Origin of the sequence: Coleofasciculus sp. C1-SOL-03, assembly GCF_040220555.1 — a bacterium.
Lineage (GTDB): Bacteria > Cyanobacteriota > Cyanobacteriia > Cyanobacteriales > Coleofasciculaceae > Coleofasciculus.
Genome location: NZ_JAVJUO010000019.1, coordinates 25,519 through 42,259, shown reverse-complemented (window position 1 = coordinate 42,259; position 16,741 = coordinate 25,519). Strand labels below are relative to the sequence as shown.

Here is a 16,741-nt window from a genome sequence, read left to right as displayed (position 1 = left end):
AGACAAGGAGGGCAAGGGGGACAAGAGGACAAGGGAGGAAAACCGTACAGAATCTTGTTCGGTCAAGCTAACTTCTAAAAGCCGAAACGCCCTATTTTTCGTTCTCACTCTTCCTTGTCTACTGGTCTACCTGTCTTCCTTGTCTTACCTCAACCCCAATCTTAAAAAACATACCCTTATGAGGGGTTTAGGGGCGGGTTTAGGGATAATTGTAGGGGCGGGTTTAGGGACTCAATTCAAATATCTACCAATAATGGAACAACAAAACCCGCCCTTATTCAATTACAATCTCCGTAATAACATCTCAACAAAACCCGCCCTAACACCAAATCCTGACATAAGACAAATAACTATTCCGTTGACTTTTGCCGTACACCTTGCACAATCCGCGAGAGTTCACTCTTTTCATTCACAGTAATCCGACTGGGAGAACCACTGATAATCCGTTCATAATTGCGGAAAGAATCCTTAATTTCTGCCCCATCTTTGCTAATGGTGTACTCCCGAATGCCCGTATCATGCCAAGACCCGCGCATTTTAAAGACATTAATAGCCCGAGACATTTGCCCTCTAATTTCTACATATTGCAGCATTAAAATGGTATCAGTAATCGTAGAAATATGAGAATCCGTAATTGAATTCGATCCCATAAATTGATCCGTCGTATTGGTAAAAAAGCCCGTAATTTCTTCCTGCTTGGCGTAACCCGTTACCCCAATCACAAACTGACGGAACGCATTATTCGTCACTCCCCGCGCCAACGCCGAAAGCGAATCAATGGCAATGCGAGACGGTTTGAACTCCTGAATTTGGGATTGAATAATTTGCAAATGATCCTCTAATCCTGCCGATTCTGGATAGGAACAAAGAATTTTCAATAATCCTTTTTCCTCCATTTCCTCAAAATCGATTCCCCAGGATAAGCCGTTTCGCGTAAGCTGCGCTCTAGATTCTTCGTAAGCGAAAAGAATCGCCCGTTCTTCATTTAAACAAGCATCATGAATAAACTTACTCACTAATAAAGTTTTGCCCGTTCCCGTAGCTCCCGTTGCTAGAATAATGGAATCTTTAAAGAAGCCACCGCCACACATTTCATCCAGGGTTTTAATTCCAGAGGATACCCGAACATTAGATGAACGCTGCGTCAATTGCATGGCACCTAAGGGGAAGATATTAAATCCTTGATTGCTTAGGGTAAACGGGTATTCCCCTTTCATGTGAGTTGTACCCCGTAGCTTGAGAATTTCAATCGTGCGGCGTCGGCGTTCTCCTTCCAAAACATTACGAATAATCACCACATTATCGGAGACAAACTCTTCCACGCCAAACCGGGCTACAGGTCCATACTCTTCCACGCGCTCCGTCGTCATCACTGTCGTCACGCCAATTTGTTTGAGACGAGCGACTAAGCGAAAAATTTCTCGCCGCACCACGGAAGCCGCATCATATTGTTGAAAGATGGCGGTGATGGAATCAACCGAGACGCGCTTGGCTTTGTACTTACGAATCGCGTATTGAATTCGCTCGATTAAAGCGGACAGATCAAAGTTGCCCACCACTTCTTGTCCTTCTGGATCAGGAGAAGCATCCAGAATAAACAGTTTGCCATCATCAATTAACTTTTGCAAATTCCAGCCTAAGCTATGGGAATTTTTAATAATATCGTTGGGAGATTCTTCAAAGGTAACGAAGACTCCCGGATCATCGAATTGAGTGATCCCGTTATAAAGGAACTGAACTGCAAACAAGGTTTTCCCCGTACCCGAGGTGCCACTCACCAATGTGGTTCGAGCCACGGGTAACCCCCCATGGCTGATATCATCGAACCCTTCAATCATCGTCCGGATTTTCTGGACTCCTGCTGTGGCAAATTCATTGGGTCTTTGCTCATCTAGATTAAATGGACTCATAATTTTTTCATCAATTTTATTTATAGATAGGGCTGGGATCGCCGTCGCCTGAGAATAGATCTCGAATTCGCTATTATGCCATAAAATCTGAACATGACCTAAAAATCAACCTCCCCATCCCGAATTTCTTCATAAAGCAGATCCAATCCGACTAAGACTTTTTCACGATCAGACAGATCCCCAATAATTTTTCGTACCGGAGGGGGTAAAACTTTCGCCAAGGTTGGAGTTGCTAAAATTTTATCTTCCTCAGCGAGTTGAGGACTTTTGAGAACATCAATGACTTTCAGCGCGTAAACCCCTTGAAATTCATTTTCTAGGATATTTTTGAGGGTTTTCAATGCCGTAACTGAATGGGGGGTGTTCCCAGCCACGTAAAGCTTGAGGATATAAGTTTTTTTTAGGGGACTCATAGGGTTAGCCATTAGGACTTAGCGAAGGATAGTTGCAAATTTAAAAGTAACCCGGAAGAAATTCATTCACCGTTCACGTTAATGAGTCGGGAGCGAATTGCCCTGTCAAGATTATAACTCTCTCGGAATCGAACGACGATACATTTCACCTAGATGGGCAATCACATCGATCAGCGTTAGGCGATAGTCCATGAGAATCTCTTCATTGCGACCTTCTAGCTTGAGTTGTTGAGAAAAATCATCCATCAAATCCATGTGAATTTCTACAATCTTAGATACAGAGATGTCAGCAAAAAAGGCTTCATTGACAAAATTATCAATTAACTGGTTAATCGTGGCATCTTGACTGAAGTATATTAAAACAATCTGACGATAATCATTTTTAATTTGTTCGAGCAGCTTATCTTTTTCATGGTTAGGTAAATAGCGAAAGAAAAACTGAGGATTTCGTTTATAGTACACACCGAGATATCCCAGTCGCTCTTTGAGTTTTTCAGATAAGCGATACTGCTGCTTGGTTAAAGAATTCCGATGAGTTTGCTCACTTTTGTGATCCGCATTAGCCGGAAGATTGGGCAAGTTGCAGTTGGGGGAAAGGGCAAGAAACTGGGTAATTGCCTGTTCTATGGAATGTTCTAGGTCAGAGATTTGGCTAATATCGAGTCGGACTTCCGCCGCGTGAAACAAATACTGCATCTCCCCTGGTGTATAATGAAGGGTTTTCTGAATTGGCTGGGGCTGACCATTTGTGACAACAACTGGAACGTTATCTTTTGATTCCTGAGGAAGAATAATCAGAGGAAGTAAGGTTCCTTGTTCGTACAACTGATTAATAACGGGTGGTAAGGAGTCGTCATCTTGCAGCACTAAACAATCGATGTGCTGCTGTTTTTGTTCGATGAACTCCAGAAACTCAGCGGCTGAGTTCGAGATCGATAATAGATAGCGATCGCTATTTAAAACCTGGCTCAGTGATTGCGCCAGGACTGGGGAACGAACAAAAATACCAATCGATAGTTGAGGATGCAAAACGATAGGACTTTAATAGAGTTGACAAACAACCTTACCAGTTGTCGAGTTAAACTCCTCGACTGTAACGTATTTTAACAAATTTTTTCTAAAGTTAATTAACATTACGTTAAATACTCTAAGAATTGTAAGTAATTGTAAGCACTTTACCCTTTACCCCCCCGATCAAGCGCAATAATTGATCTAGAGCGGTGGTTATATTGGTTGGTCAGTAGAGCGAGTCCCTGGCACGATTCGGCTTTGGGACAACTTCATAATTGATAGCCTGTGACCTAACCGCTTTACCTGATTTGAGCGAATTGGTCATATCCATGTCAACTCCCAGTTTAAAAGAATGTGCTGCTCCTGTTCCGATTTGTTCCCAAACCACTGATCTAACTACCCTAGTGGAGATTTTTCACGCCTCAGGGAGTGACTCGATTGTTGTGGTCAGTGAGCAGCACTATCCTCTGGGAGTCGTGAATCTGCGACAGGTTATGCCCCATCTCCTGACCGGGGCGACGCCAGCAGCAACCCCAGGAGCAACGAGAAATTGCTCTCAACGGCTCTCGGAACTAGAACCCTCTGTCATTGAACCCCTAGGGATTCTACCAGCATCGTTGACAATCAGCCAATTCTGGACTATTCTAGCCGACTTGGATAGGGAAACACCAGAGACAGCACTGGATACATCCAAACTTCCTGACTCGGTAGGGTCTAGACAATGGGCGTTAGTCGAATCCAATGGCAGATTTTTGGGACTGCTTAATAGCTGGCAATTATTAAAATTCTTAGCACCATTACCCCAGACTGAGAATGTAGAGACGTTGCATGCAACATCTCTAGGTCAGGGCGGGTTTTGCACAAACGTTACCATCAATAGCCAAAAGGAAGTTTCATTACCCGCCCCGACAAACCATTCCCTCGAGAATCGCCAAGGGTTCCCCAATCCCCAATCACCCTTAATCCAACTCCTGGAACAACTACCCCTCCCCTTGAGTTTACAAACCGCAACCGGACAAGTCTTGTCGGCAAATCAGGCTTGGTGTCAACAGATAGGAGTATCGGAACATTCAACTAGGATAGAGTCAACCCGCGACTGTACCAATTGGCAGACAAAGCCTCAGGTGACAGACCCTTTAAAAGTAGCCGAACCGAACCCCACCCAAATTGAATTCAACAGTAGAGAGAAGCCAATGGCGTGGGGTGTTGGTTATGAAACTCAGCCAACATTCACCTTCCCCAGAACAATAGGTTGCGACTATGCAGGCGATAATCGCACCCACCTCAGGGCAACCCATATTCAACATCCGGAACTTGAGTCTACAGGGATATGCCAAAATCCTCAACACTCATGCATGGATGAGCAAAGGCGGGAAACTACAACAATTCACGATCGCCAGTTTTCGTTGACCAAACTATCTCTCCCCCCCTGCTTGTTCCCCGAATGGACAACGGAAGCCTGGAAAGACGCCCTATGTGTCCCGACCCAACCCGACGCAGCCAAGCCGACGATCCCAGAAAAACCCCTTAATTCCCCCAATTCACCGCTTTGGTTAGTCATGGCGCAAGACACGACAGATCAACAGCAAGTCGCTCAAGAACTGGCGGCAAAAAATGCGGATTTAGTCCAACTCAACCGCCTAAAAGATGAGTTTTTAGCCTGTATTAGCCATGAACTGAAGACGCCACTCACCGCCGTTTTAGGATTATCCACCCTGCTCAAAGACCAGTCGTTAGGCGAACTCAATCAGCGTCAAGCGCGTTATGCTCGGTTGATTTACCAAAATGGGCGTCAACTGATGGCAGTGGTCAATGATATTCTGGATTTAACGCGCATGGAAACGGGTCAGCTTGAACTGACGTTAGAACCAGTGCAGATTCAAAGCGCGTGCGATCGCGCTTATCAACAAGCCCTGCAAGTCTACTCAGACAACAATCCCAACCAGGAAGGTGAGATCCCTGACATCTCCTTTGTATTAGACATTGAACCCGGTCTAGACACCATCATTGCCGACGAACTGCGGCTGCGGCAAATGCTGGCACACCTGCTATCCAATGCGCTCAAGTTTACCGAGACGGAGAACACCATTGGTTTAAAGGTTAACCATCAAGATGGTTGGATTGCCTTTAAAATCTGGGATACCGGAATTGGCATTCCCGAAGACAAGCAGCACTTGATTTTCCAAAAATTCCAACAGTTAGAAGAACCGCTCACTCGTCAGTTTGAAGGGACAGGGTTAGGATTAGTCTTAACCCAACGCTTGGCTCGCTTACATGGAGGAGATATTTCGTTTATCTCTAAAAGCGGTGATGGCAGCGAATTTACCCTGCTGCTACCCCCCTGTCCACCGTCTGGTAAGGATTTGGCGGAAACTCAGGACTGGGAACAGGTAAGCACCAACCTCTCATCCCCCCATCGTAACCGCTTAGTATTAATTGTGGAAACCGTTCCCCGCTATCTAGAAAGCCTAACGGCGCAGCTAAAACAGTTAGGGTATTGGGTGGTCAATGCTCGTTCGGGTCCAGAAGCCCTCGCCAAAGCGCGTAGCTTACAACCAAGCATTATCTTACTCAATCCCCTCCTCCCGCAAGTTTCGGGTTGGGATGTCCTGAAATTACTCAAATCGGATTCACAAACCTGTCACATCCCCATCGTCGTGACAGCCACTCAAGCGGAAAAACAACAGGCGGATCAAAATAACGCCGATGGCTTTTTACGTTTACCCGTTCAAGCGGACGCATTGGCGAAAAGCCTGACTCGCTTGGGTAAACATCAGCCTCCCACCAATCAGGTTCTAACGCTGCTTTATGTCAGTGCGGGGTTGGTGGAGGTTCCCCCGGAATCGTCAAGACTAATTTCTCAGTTAACTGATATACTCAGTTGCCAACATTCAGATCTAAAATACCGGGTACTGGAAGCCGATGATTTAGAACAAGCAGAATTATTGGCACGGGTTTGGAATCCGGATATTGTTTTGCTGGATGGGGCTGGGATTACCGATCATCCCAGTTATTTTAACGCTTATTCGGCAAATCCCACCTTAGCGGATCTACCCCTGATTACCCTGGATCATCAAACCACACAAGCCGCCAATCAGGCGATCGGTCTTTCTGTTTATCCCTGTTTAGCCCCAGATAATCCTCAGAAAATTACCACATTGTTGCAAGTGATTCAAATTGCGGCTGGCGTGAGTCGCAAGTCGAGTATTCTCCTCTTTGATCTGGGCAACAATCAAACCGCTAGTCCAAAACATCCGACTTTTAATCCTCATCCTGTCACCCCTTACACACCTTGGCTACGGGCATTGATTCAATATCTACAAGCGGCTGGATTTAGGAGTCTATTCTCCCACTGTTGGTCAGATGTCTACCATCAACTTGAAGCACAAATGGTTGATGTACTGCTAATTCGGATCAAGGATATGGAAAATGATTCGGGCGTGGTTCAAGAATTAAACAAGTTGAATCAGCTACCGAATCGACCCCCGATTCTTTTGCTGGATCATCGATTGCCCGATTCATCGTTCAATGTTGGAGTATCTGAATTTGATAAAAGAACGACGGAATTAGAGTCGCAATTGCAAAGCGTGGCTACTAAAGTTTTGCCCGGTCGTTCCTATTCCATGAGTCAATTGTTAGAACAAATTCATCAGGTTCTCGGCTAAGGTATATCCAAGCCAGATCCCCGACTTCTCCAAGAAGTCGGGGATCTCTGTTCTGTGATTAATGATCAACAATTAACTTTGTCTGAATCTCTAGATGAGAGTGGCTGCCAATTCTCACCTCTAAATTTGAGGCTCTATCGAAATAGACGATAGTCGCGGTAATCATCGCGAGTCCGATGAAGATGACGCCGATGTCAATTTTTTCCATGGTAGTATGCCCTTATTGCTGATACCTTCAACAATAGACGACTGACTCCATGCAAAAAAAATACACAGGACAAGTTGCTGAATTGACTATGACATAGGGGTTTAACTTAACCAAGATTGGGGAACGGTGAGCTTTGGGGAGTGGACAATTTCTCAGCTAGCACGGTTAAGGGATGAGGGATATAGGAGATGGGGAAGATGAGGGCGGGTTTAGTCAAGTTATTGGTTTGTGGCAAAATGTTATAGCGCTTTTCAAGAGGTACACAGACAGATCCCCGACTTCTTCAAGAAGTCGGGGATCTTGCTTAGAGACTGTACCTCATCAACCACCAAATCTGCTGTATCTGTAAAACCCGCCTCTACACGCCTATTCCTGGTTTCAATGTAAATCTTCTTCCCAAATCCCAATATAGATTCGTCCCTCTTGTTGGCGTTCAATCACGCCTTCCAGATAATCTAGCTGAAAGGAAAACTGCCGAGATTGACGTTTCCACACTTGTTCTAATCCCTGTTGGATTTGCTGGTTCAACTTACACCCTAACATTCCATTCAATGTCAACAATACCGTCTGAGAATCAACTTCAGGTGTAAAGGAAGCTTCGGTTTGTCGAATTCGTAGAGAGTTTCGGTCAAACAGAAAACCTAAACTGATTTGATCCGGTATTAATTCATAGAAAACAGCACGAGTATTGGGCCAATAACCGCGTGCGGTTCCGGTGGGAGCGCCTAATAGACGCATCACATCTTCTTTTTTAATTCCTGGCTGAAAGGCGGGAACGCCAACGCCTGTGGGGACTTTTCGACATCGAGTTTCAATCATATCTCCTAAAGGAGGGGGAAAGACATTGATAGATTCTAAGGGAAATGTAGAGGGCTTAGAGGCAAGTAGGGAACTCAGTTGTAACCGCGTCAGTGATGATAAAAACTGTGTGGATAGCACGATGGAAAAAATCCCGGCTATCAGGAAATTTATAATGATGACTATTCCCATGACTATTTTATTAAAACTTAGGGAGGTATGTATAGCACCGCAGATAATCAGTTTAACGACCTAGTTGTTTACAATTAAAACGTTTTAATAGGATTAGATTTATACTCAAATAATGGCGCAGTTTTTAGGACTATCAAACCATTACGCTTTAAATAATTGGATGAGAAAACCGTCGCTCGTTTCTTACGAGTAAATCATTTTTTTGGTCATGCCGCCATCAATGACAAAATTTGCACCCGTCACGAATGTAGCTGGAGAAGCGGCGAGATAAACGGTAAATGCGGCAATATCTTCAGGTTTGCCCACTCTACCCGCCGGATGTTGTTGATGATCCTGGGGGGTTAATTGGAGTTGATGTCGGGTTGAGGGCTTTTGCCATTCACTGACATCTATCCATCCTGGACTAATGCAATTGACTCGAATATCTGAACCGAGGCTAATCGCGAGGGCATGAGTTAAGGCGACAATTCCGCCTTTAGCTGCCACATACGCTTCTGTATTCGGTTCAGACATGAACGCTCTAGTTGAAGCTATATTGATAATTATGCCTTGGTTTTGCCGGAGATAGGGAACAGTGTGTTTGGCACAAAGAAATGCCCCCGTTAGATTCGTCGCCAGCTTGTGGTTCCAATCGGCTAAACTGAGTTCGGTGATTGGCGGATTTTCGGGATTGGCGATCGCGGCATTATTGACCAAGACATCGATTCTCCCCCATTGGTTTTGGATGGCTTGAATCGCCTGTTTCACGGACTCTTCCTGGGAAATATCCGTCTGGATAAATTGAATTGCACCAAGGGGTTGAAACTCGGCGGCTGTAGCTGTTCCGGCTTCTGGATCACGTTCTGCGATCGCGACATTCATCCCCTGTTCTAAGAAGGCTTTCGCGATCGCTTTACCAATCCCTTGTCCGCCTCCGGTAATAATAGCGACTTTTCCTGGCAAGCTCATCGGTTATTATCCCCTAATCCTTAGGATTGAGCCGCCCGTTGTTGTTTCAGATAGGCAAACACTGACTTATCGCCAATGTCAGGAGGAATTGGCTGCATTGCCTTACGCACGGCAAAGACTACAAATAGAACTGTCCAAAGTCCTAAAAGCACCTGTTCCGCTGTGGCGGGTAACATATTAACTAAATGTCCTAGTAACAAGATGGGTACTAGGGGAGTCAGCAGTTTGGTTTCAAAGCGGTTAAAACAAAAGGCTTCTTTAAAATAAATCCCGGTTAACGCCGCAAACACAAAGCCAATTCCGAACAGGGTAACGGGTTGGTTATACACAAAAAGGGCGAGGGGTTCGCTACTCTGGATCGCGAACCAGCCAGCCGCAATCGCGCCAATTCCCCAAAACAGTTGTAGGAGGCGGTGTAGGGGGGCTAAATAGATATGAATCGTTGCCAAACTCACGCCTAGCGCTACACAGAATAAGCCATATAGGGGCGTGAGGGCGGTTAAAATGGTGGGATTATTCGGTTGCCACAAGACCAACCCACTAGCGATCGCAAAACTCAATGCTGCGATCATCAGGCTACTGCGGTATACAATAACGCCGACGCGATCGTTGTCGGTAATCGTAAATTCGCCAAATTGACCCTGGTACACCTCAGAGTCCCATTGTTGTTGTAATACCATGTTTATCTCCTCTCGTCTCAATACCAGGAAGGGGCTGGGAAGGTAGAGACGTTGCATGCAACGTCTCTACACCACACCTCCCTTATCTCCCAGCCAATGCCCTCTGTTTTATTAATTTAACCTTTCATTTCGGTGGCGACAGTCACGTCTACCCTCTTCCCTAACTCTAACTGCAACTCAGATTGAGCGCTACCGCCATTCACAGCAATTTCGACCCAACCGTGACTCCCAATTAAGGCGATGAGTTCTCCTAAAGGGCGATCGCTATAGGTTTGACCCGTGGGGATCTGGCGCTGGTTGACGGTGACTGACCCCATTTTTCCCCTCACGTCAGCGGCGGGAATATTGGTGATCAGGTTGCCAAAATGGTCAATATACTGGATAGAACCCGTGATCCCCGTCGCGGTTTTGGTCAGTTCCGGAATTGGCAATTGTACCAAAGTGCTGGGTTCAATTACTGATCCCAACTCGTTTAAGGAAACACCACTGGCAAGATGTGCGCCAACAGGGGCAAATATATCTCGACCATGGAAGGTTTGACTAGGGGTGGGGGTGCGCCAGAATTCTGGGTTAGTGAGTTCAACCGCAAAAACAATCGTACTTTGGGTTAAGATACCGCTAAACAATCCATTATCAGGTCCGACGAGGAAACCGTCATCTACTTGTAGCGCGATCGCACGACGCTGACTACCTACACCGGGATCAACCACCGCGACATGGATGGTGCGATCGGGAAAGTAGGGATAGGCGTTCATCAGGTTAAATCGGGCGGCGGCGATGTTTTGTCGAGGAATCTCGTGGGTGAGATCGATGATCGTGATGGCTGGGTTAATTTGGGCGATGACGCCTTTCATAACTCCCACGTAGACATCGTTGATGCCAAAGTCGCTTAATAGGGTGATGATTGGGTTTTGGGACATAATGAATCTAAATGCATTAAGTTAACTGGCGGTTGAAACCACAGCTACACAAACAAAACCCGCCTGCGCGGGTTTACGCACCCTAGTTTTTCTATCTTTCCTTGTCAAGGGAACGAAAGTTTCGTTTGGTTGGGCGATTTCCTTTTCAACAGGGCTTAAGTTGACACAGATGAAGGCTTGCGCCCGCACATAAGTGCCTCATCTATTTGATAAACGCTATAGTGGGAGCGATACTACTCGGATAAGCTCTAATTTAAATTCTTCTTCCCCCGCTTCCCCTATTGGCGTGGCATACCTTAGTTGATGAATTAGAATTGGTTCGTAGTGAGGGAACCTCAGCCCTCTCCAGCTAAGCGTTATAGCACTCTTCGTGCTTACTACAAACAAAACCTATTTTAGCTGTGCCACGCCACTACTGGACTGACACAGCTAAAATTGTGGAATAGATTTCACCATCGAATAGGGCGCACGTCTGTGCGCCCCTACGGTTTCGGGGCATAATTCTAATATCAAATAGGGTGTGCCACGCCACTACAACCTTTCTGATTCAATGATAGGTATAAAACTTCTATCTTGCAGCACTGATAATCAATCCTCACTTACCTTGAGGTGGGCAAGAGCAACAAAGGATAATATTAGGGTATCAAGGTTTATAAATCTTGCCCACCCTACATAAAATCGACTGAATCGAAGAACCCGCGCAGGCGGGTTTTGTTTGTGTAGCTGCGGTTTCTAACCGCCACGCTAACCGCCGCCCTTTTCTTACCCAAGCGCCTGCTTCACCCGTTCATACTCTGTAATTGCCTGAGAAACCAACGGTTCCGCTTCATCTATTGTACCCGCCCGCCCTAGGGCTTCTAATTGTTGACAAAGTTGGGCAAGGTTCTGCACTCCTAATGCCTGACTGCTTGACTTGAGACTGTGGGCTTTATGATACAACAAATCAGCATCGTTTTGCTTAACGGCATCCTGAATGGAGTCTAACAATTCCGGTGCTTCTTGTAAATAACAGTTAATCACTTCGCTGAGTTCATCCCCTGCCATTTCTTGCAAGGTTTGCATTACGTCTGGATCAAGAACAGGCTGTTCCGTCGGCTGTTCTGTTGTCGGCGGTTGACATTGACTCAAAACCTGTTTTAAAACATCAACGTGAATCGGTTTACTCATATAGTCATCCATCCCCGCCGCCAAACAGGTTTCGCGATCGCCTTGCATGGCATTGGCGGTCATGGCAATAATCCGGGGACGCGCCGATAAGGGAAATTCCTGACAAATTTGCTGGGTTGCAGTCAATCCATCCATTTCTGGCATCTGCACATCCATGAGTACCACATCGTAGGATTGACGGTGTAACGCTTGTAAGACTTCTAACCCATTAGCAACACTATCGGGTCGATATCCCAACCGCTTCAACATATTAATCGCCACTTTTTGGTTGACCACATTGTCTTCCGCCAAGAGAATTTTCAAGGGGAATCGTTGGGAAAAACTGGGGTCATATTTGGATGAATGGGAACGAGTTTTGCGGGGTAAACTGACGTCCTGGGTCAGAATATTAACTAAGACATTATACAACTGAGACTGTTTAATTGGTTTAGGCAAATATGCCGCGATCGCGGGGCTTGAATAGGCGAACTGGGTGTCAGGCGATGTCTCAACTTGCCCGATCAATCCTAGGATGACAATCGGTAAGTTTTTACAATGGGGATACTGACGGATTTGCGTGGCGAATGTCCACCCATCCATTTGAGGTATTTGGGGTGTTAAAATCGCGACATCAAAGCGTTTTCCTGCTTCTAACCATGCTGAGGCTTCTGTTGTGGAGGCGGTAGCGTCCACCTGTATCCCAAAACATTGGGCTTGTTCGGTCAACATTTGCCGAATTGCCGTATTATCTTCCACTATCAACAGGCGTTTATCACTTAATACTTGCTGAGAACTATCGGGTTCTGAATCCGAGGGAACAGGAGTCGCGATCGCGGTAAAATAAAAGGTAGAACCCACACCCTTTTCACTGTCTACCCACATTCTGCCTCCCATCAGTTCACTCAGTCGCTGGCTAATCGCTAATCCTAATCCTGTACCGCCATATTGACGAGTGGTTGACGCATCGACTTGGCTAAAGGGTTTAAATAGCCGATCCATTCGGGTTCTAGAAATCCCAATTCCTGTGTCACGTACAGCAAATTGTAAACAAATTTGATCCTCTGATAGTTCAGCCGTAGGGGTTACTGAAATCACCACGTCTCCAGTTTCAGTAAACTTGACCGCATTACTAACTAGATTGACTAAAATTTGGCGTAATCGGGTCACATCACCTACAATCATCTCAGGCGTTTGAGAGTCCATCAAATAGGCAAGTTCAATCCCTTTATCTCTAGCTTTCGACGATAATAGATCTAAAGATTCTTCAAGACAAGCGCGTACATCAAACGGCTGTTCCTCTAAAATCAGCTTCCCTGACTCAATTTTCGAGAAGTCGAGAATATCGTTGATGATCGTCAGTAAGGCATCACTACTATTGCGGATAATATCGACAAATTCACCCTGCTGATCGGTTAACTGCGTATCCAGTAACAAACTTGTCATGCCAATTACCGCATTCATCGGCGTGCGGATTTCATGACTCATCATTGCCAGAAAATCACTCTTGCTACGGTTCGCCATTTCCGCTTCTTCTTTCGCTGCTTTGAGTTGTTCTTGGGCAAGTTTTTTCTCGGTAATATCAGTAATAGTGCCAACAAGACGGTAGGGATTGCCTTCGCGATCGCGAATACAGCGCCCCTTTGCTGCAATCCACAGATAATGCCCATCTCGATGTTTGATGCGATGGATATTTTCATAAATCTGGGTTTTCCCAGCTAAATGATGATTAATATCCTCTATTACCTGATGTAAATCATCCGGATAAACATGATCAGACCAGCTTGATAGACGGTTGGGCAAGGAATTCTCCTCATAGCCAATAATTCGCATCCAGACGGGAGAATAATATACCTCATTGGTCAAGACATCCCAGTCCCAAATTCCATCATTTGTCCCCGAAACAGCCAGTTCATAGCGTTCTTCGCGTTCCCGCAATAGGGTTTCTATTCGTTTACGTTCTTTAATTTCGATAGCTAGTTCATTATTAATAGAGGCGAGTTTTTGTGTGCGTTCTTGCACCCGTTGTTCTAAGGTTTCGTTTGCCTGTTTAATTTCATGAAATTTTTGTGTCAGTACAGATGCCATCAACTGAAAGTTACTAATCAGAGAATGAATTTCCCGGACTCGACTTTTCGACCAATCAACAGGAACCGTGTTATCCAGAAGCTTTTGCGGTAAGTTAGTGGTTACCTGTGCCAACGTGTAGATGGGCTGGACTAATCGATGGCTTAGTAGTACAGCAACCAGCAATGCTAAAACCGTAATCAGTAGCATGGTTGCCAGGTTTTGCAGGTAGAGGATTTCTAAATTATCAATATAAGGCGCTGTCGGAATTTTAATCACTAACGTCCAAGGAAGATAGGGTTCGAGTGAGAGTTCTTGGACATGAAATGAATTTCGCCAACGCACCATAATTGGTGTGCCGGGAGCAATGGGCAACCATTGAAAAATATCAGCATCAAGGGGACGAATTTCACCTCCTTGACGCGGATCAAAGGGTTCCATGATCCTGACATTCGACTGGGTACTGGCAATCAGGTTATTTTGATGATCAACTAATGTTATTTGTAACCTTCTCCCTTTAATATTCAGTTTGAGGAATTCCTGAATGTGACTTAAATCTAAGGAGCCATAGGCAATGCCACGAAAACGATTATTGACTATCACTGGCACACTTAAGCCGACATGAGGTAACGGATAGGCATCATCTATATGTACATCGGAGAGAATCGGCTTTAAACTGGTGGCAGTTTGTTCCAGTAAGGACTGTTTGGTTATATTTAAGCCGATGGTTGATTCTCCATCTGGATTAAATGGGGGTTGAGCGGCAATTATTGTTCCATCCGTATCGGTGACATAAGCCTTAATAAAATCAGAGAAACTGCGTTTAATTAATTCAGTACTTTTCTGTAGAAGTTCCGAGGGTTGCTCTGGATATTGAGCGGCAATCTCAGCTAGTTCCTCAACCGCATGTAAATGTTGCTGATACCAAAAATTTAGGTTAGCGACGAGGGATGCAGATGTGGCATTGAGTTCGGTACGAATGTCTGATTCAATATTATTGAGAATTTGCCGCCCGTTAAAAATGGTTAAAATTAATACCGGGAATAAGACAAACGCGACGAAGAGATTAAAAATTGTTTGCTGTAGCGAAAGTCGGTTGGATTGGCGTCGAAATTTGAGCCAATTCTGTAAAGGTAAATTTGTGACAATTAGCGTTGCAATCAAAGCATTAAAGATACTATTGACCGACTGCTTAAACACAATCAACCAGGTTTGAGTCACGCCAACATTTAAAACCCCCCCATAAAATAGCCACACCAGAGGCATACCAATCAACACCCAATAGATACCAGTGAGGAGCAGCATGTTTTCCGTCTTGCGGTGCAACAGCAAGCTAATAAACAGGGCTTCCCCGGTAAAAACAATAATGGCGTAGGGATGTCCCCAGAGGGTATAGGTATAACTGCTGGCAATCAGGGCGGCTAAAGTCCCCCAGAATATGCCATAAAAATACACCACCATTAAGACGGCAATACTGCCAAATAAAAAGTCCACCCCAAAAAATAGGGATAGACTGAAATAGTTGCCTAAATATCCAGCTCCAATTAGGGCGAAGAGTAAGAGATTAACACGCTTAAACAGGGAGGAAAATCCTTTGTTCAAATGAAAAGGGAATTTCATAGATGAGAGAGCGTTGGCTGGGTTTCCGGATCTAAAAGTGACAGAATGACCAGAGACTGATCATCACCTAGGCTGGACTGAATCCACCTTAGATCTAGCTTAGACTCAGATCTTGCATCTGTCGCTTTTTTCAGACACGATCATTGAGATTTTCGGGATTATTGGGATTATTGGGATGATCGCGGTTGTAGGGGCGAGTCGCTGCACATCGTAGGTGGTGTGAGAATTAACCTATATCGACTCGCCCTTTTCTAAAGGTACGCCGTGTCGGATAATTGCTGATAACCGGTGGAGGGCGACCCGATTAAATCAAAGGTTGTGGCAATTTTCAAAATTGCTGAAACAGCAGAATGGCAATTTCTTGTAACATTTCTACATCCGAGAGTTGGGCGATGTTCAGAATTTCATCGGGAATGACAACAGCCATCGGGTAAAATTTAGACTCGTTTATTCCTATTGTAAAGACAACTAATACCCGACGGAGGGCGACCCGATAAAATTAAGGGTTGGGTGATGTTAATTGAATGAGGCGGGTCGCCCCTACCATTGTTTTGATGTGCGCGGTGTCGGATAATTCCTGATACTATTCCTACAATGCCCTATAATGCCCCGTTTTGGCAATATCTAAGGTACAACTGCAATACATTCAATTTCGACTAAAACGTCTTTGGGAAGTCGGGAAACTTCCACACAAGCCCGGGCGGGGGCGGATGCTTCATCAAAATAGCGGGCATATACCTGATTCATTGCCGCAAAATTATTCATATCCGAAAGAAAAACTGTGGTTTTGACGATATCTTGCATCTGAACCCCAGCCTCTTCCAGAATCGCGGCTAAATTTGCCATCGCCTGTTCCGTCTGCTTGACGATATCGTTTTCGCCAATAATTGCACCCGTTTTGGGGTCAAGGGAAATTTGACCGGCGACAAAAATCAGTTCTCCTCTAGCTGCGATCGCTTGATTATAGGGTCCGACGGGTGCAGGGGCGTTGGTTGTACGGATGATTTTTCGGCTCATTGGTCATTCATCATCAGTTATTGGTCATTCGTCAAAGAATTATCGCACTGAATGGGAGCAAATGTAGGGGAAGGTTTTACAGATAAGTTATGGCGACACAGGGATAAGTTAACTAAACCTGCCCCGACTAAACCTGCCTCTACAATGTT

11 protein-coding genes are annotated in these 16,741 nt (G+C 45.2%); 1 reads left to right on the top strand and 10 read right to left on the bottom strand.

Features of this window, described 5'->3' with window-relative positions; all coding sequences use genetic code 11:
• Nucleotides 1-350: 350 nt before the first annotated feature.
• The 3 genes from kaiC to RIE73_RS02425 all read right to left on the bottom strand — a co-directional run bounded on the left by kaiC (nt 351) and on the right by RIE73_RS02425 (nt 3,352).
• Nucleotides 351-1,910 (bottom strand): circadian clock protein KaiC, encoded by a 1,560-nt coding sequence (kaiC, locus tag RIE73_RS02435; protein WP_446399662.1) that lies wholly within the window; start codon nt 1,908-1,910, stop codon nt 351-353.
• A gap of 98 nt (nt 1,911-2,008) precedes the next feature.
• The gene (kaiB, locus tag RIE73_RS02430) at nt 2,009-2,323 is read right to left on the bottom strand and encodes a circadian clock protein KaiB (RefSeq protein WP_446399661.1); all 315 of its coding nucleotides are present in this window, start codon (nt 2,321-2,323) and stop codon (nt 2,009-2,011) included.
• Nucleotides 2,324-2,434: 111 nt separating this feature from the next.
• Entirely contained in the window at nt 2,435-3,352 is a 918-nt protein-coding gene (locus RIE73_RS02425; protein ID WP_446399660.1) for a circadian clock protein KaiA, read from the bottom strand.
• Between the two features lie 311 nt (nt 3,353-3,663).
• Between RIE73_RS02425 and RIE73_RS02420 the strand changes: the two genes are divergently transcribed.
• The gene (locus tag RIE73_RS02420) at nt 3,664-6,999 is read left to right on the top strand and encodes an ATP-binding protein (protein WP_446399659.1); all 3,336 of its coding nucleotides are present in this window, start codon (nt 3,664-3,666) and stop codon (nt 6,997-6,999) included.
• Between the two features lie 58 nt (nt 7,000-7,057).
• Here RIE73_RS02420 and RIE73_RS02415 read toward each other — a convergent pair whose 3' ends face one another.
• The 7 genes from RIE73_RS02415 to RIE73_RS02385 form a co-directional block, all read right to left on the bottom strand.
• Complete coding sequence (locus RIE73_RS02415; RefSeq protein ID WP_446399658.1) at nt 7,058-7,207, bottom strand: hypothetical protein; 150 nt, start codon at nt 7,205-7,207, stop codon at nt 7,058-7,060.
• A gap of 378 nt (nt 7,208-7,585) precedes the next feature.
• The gene (locus tag RIE73_RS02410; RefSeq protein WP_446399657.1) at nt 7,586-8,197 is read right to left on the bottom strand and encodes a hypothetical protein; all 612 of its coding nucleotides are present in this window, start codon (nt 8,195-8,197) and stop codon (nt 7,586-7,588) included.
• Between the two features lie 183 nt (nt 8,198-8,380).
• The gene (locus tag RIE73_RS02405) at nt 8,381-9,145 is read right to left on the bottom strand and encodes an SDR family oxidoreductase (RefSeq protein WP_446399656.1); all 765 of its coding nucleotides are present in this window, start codon (nt 9,143-9,145) and stop codon (nt 8,381-8,383) included.
• Nucleotides 9,146-9,165: 20 nt separating this feature from the next.
• A complete protein-coding gene (locus tag RIE73_RS02400) occupies nt 9,166-9,825 on the bottom strand; it encodes a DUF2301 domain-containing membrane protein (RefSeq protein ID WP_446399666.1) in 660 nt (219 codons plus the stop codon).
• A gap of 116 nt (nt 9,826-9,941) precedes the next feature.
• Nucleotides 9,942-10,745 (bottom strand): SAM hydrolase/SAM-dependent halogenase family protein, encoded by an 804-nt coding sequence (locus tag RIE73_RS02395; RefSeq protein ID WP_446399655.1) that lies wholly within the window; start codon nt 10,743-10,745, stop codon nt 9,942-9,944.
• 762 nt (nt 10,746-11,507) lie between these two features.
• Nucleotides 11,508-15,575 carry a response regulator gene (locus RIE73_RS02390; protein WP_446399654.1) on the bottom strand — a complete coding sequence of 1,356 codons (4,068 nt, stop codon included), beginning with the start codon at nt 15,573-15,575 and terminating at the stop codon, nt 11,508-11,510.
• A gap of 624 nt (nt 15,576-16,199) precedes the next feature.
• A complete protein-coding gene (locus tag RIE73_RS02385) occupies nt 16,200-16,592 on the bottom strand; it encodes a RidA family protein (RefSeq protein WP_446399653.1) in 393 nt (130 codons plus the stop codon).
• Between the last annotated feature and the right edge of the window lie 149 nt (nt 16,593-16,741).

Bases quoted from the DNA above. Each gene is read 5' to 3' on its own strand.
- RIE73_RS02415 (WP_446399658.1), bottom strand. From the start codon at position 7,207: ATGGAAAAAATTGACATCGGCGTCATCTTCATCGGACTCGCGATGATT.
- kaiB (WP_446399661.1), bottom strand. From the start codon at position 2,323: ATGAGTCCCCTAAAAAAAACTTATATCCTCAAGCTTTACGTGGCTGGG.
- RIE73_RS02395 (WP_446399655.1), bottom strand. From the start codon at position 10,745: ATGTCCCAAAACCCAATCATCACCCTATTAAGCGACTTTGGCATCAAC.
- RIE73_RS02405 (WP_446399656.1), bottom strand. From the start codon at position 9,145: ATGAGCTTGCCAGGAAAAGTCGCTATTATTACCGGAGGCGGACAAGGG.
- kaiC (WP_446399662.1), bottom strand. From the start codon at position 1,910: ATGAGTCCATTTAATCTAGATGAGCAAAGACCCAATGAATTTGCCACA.
- RIE73_RS02410 (WP_446399657.1), bottom strand. From the start codon at position 8,197: ATGGGAATAGTCATCATTATAAATTTCCTGATAGCCGGGATTTTTTCC.
- RIE73_RS02385 (WP_446399653.1), bottom strand. From the start codon at position 16,592: ATGAGCCGAAAAATCATCCGTACAACCAACGCCCCTGCACCCGTCGGA.
- RIE73_RS02390 (WP_446399654.1), bottom strand. From the start codon at position 15,575: ATGAAATTCCCTTTTCATTTGAACAAAGGATTTTCCTCCCTGTTTAAG.
- RIE73_RS02420 (WP_446399659.1), top strand. From the start codon at position 3,664: ATGTCAACTCCCAGTTTAAAAGAATGTGCTGCTCCTGTTCCGATTTGT.
- RIE73_RS02400 (WP_446399666.1), bottom strand. From the start codon at position 9,825: ATGGTATTACAACAACAATGGGACTCTGAGGTGTACCAGGGTCAATTT.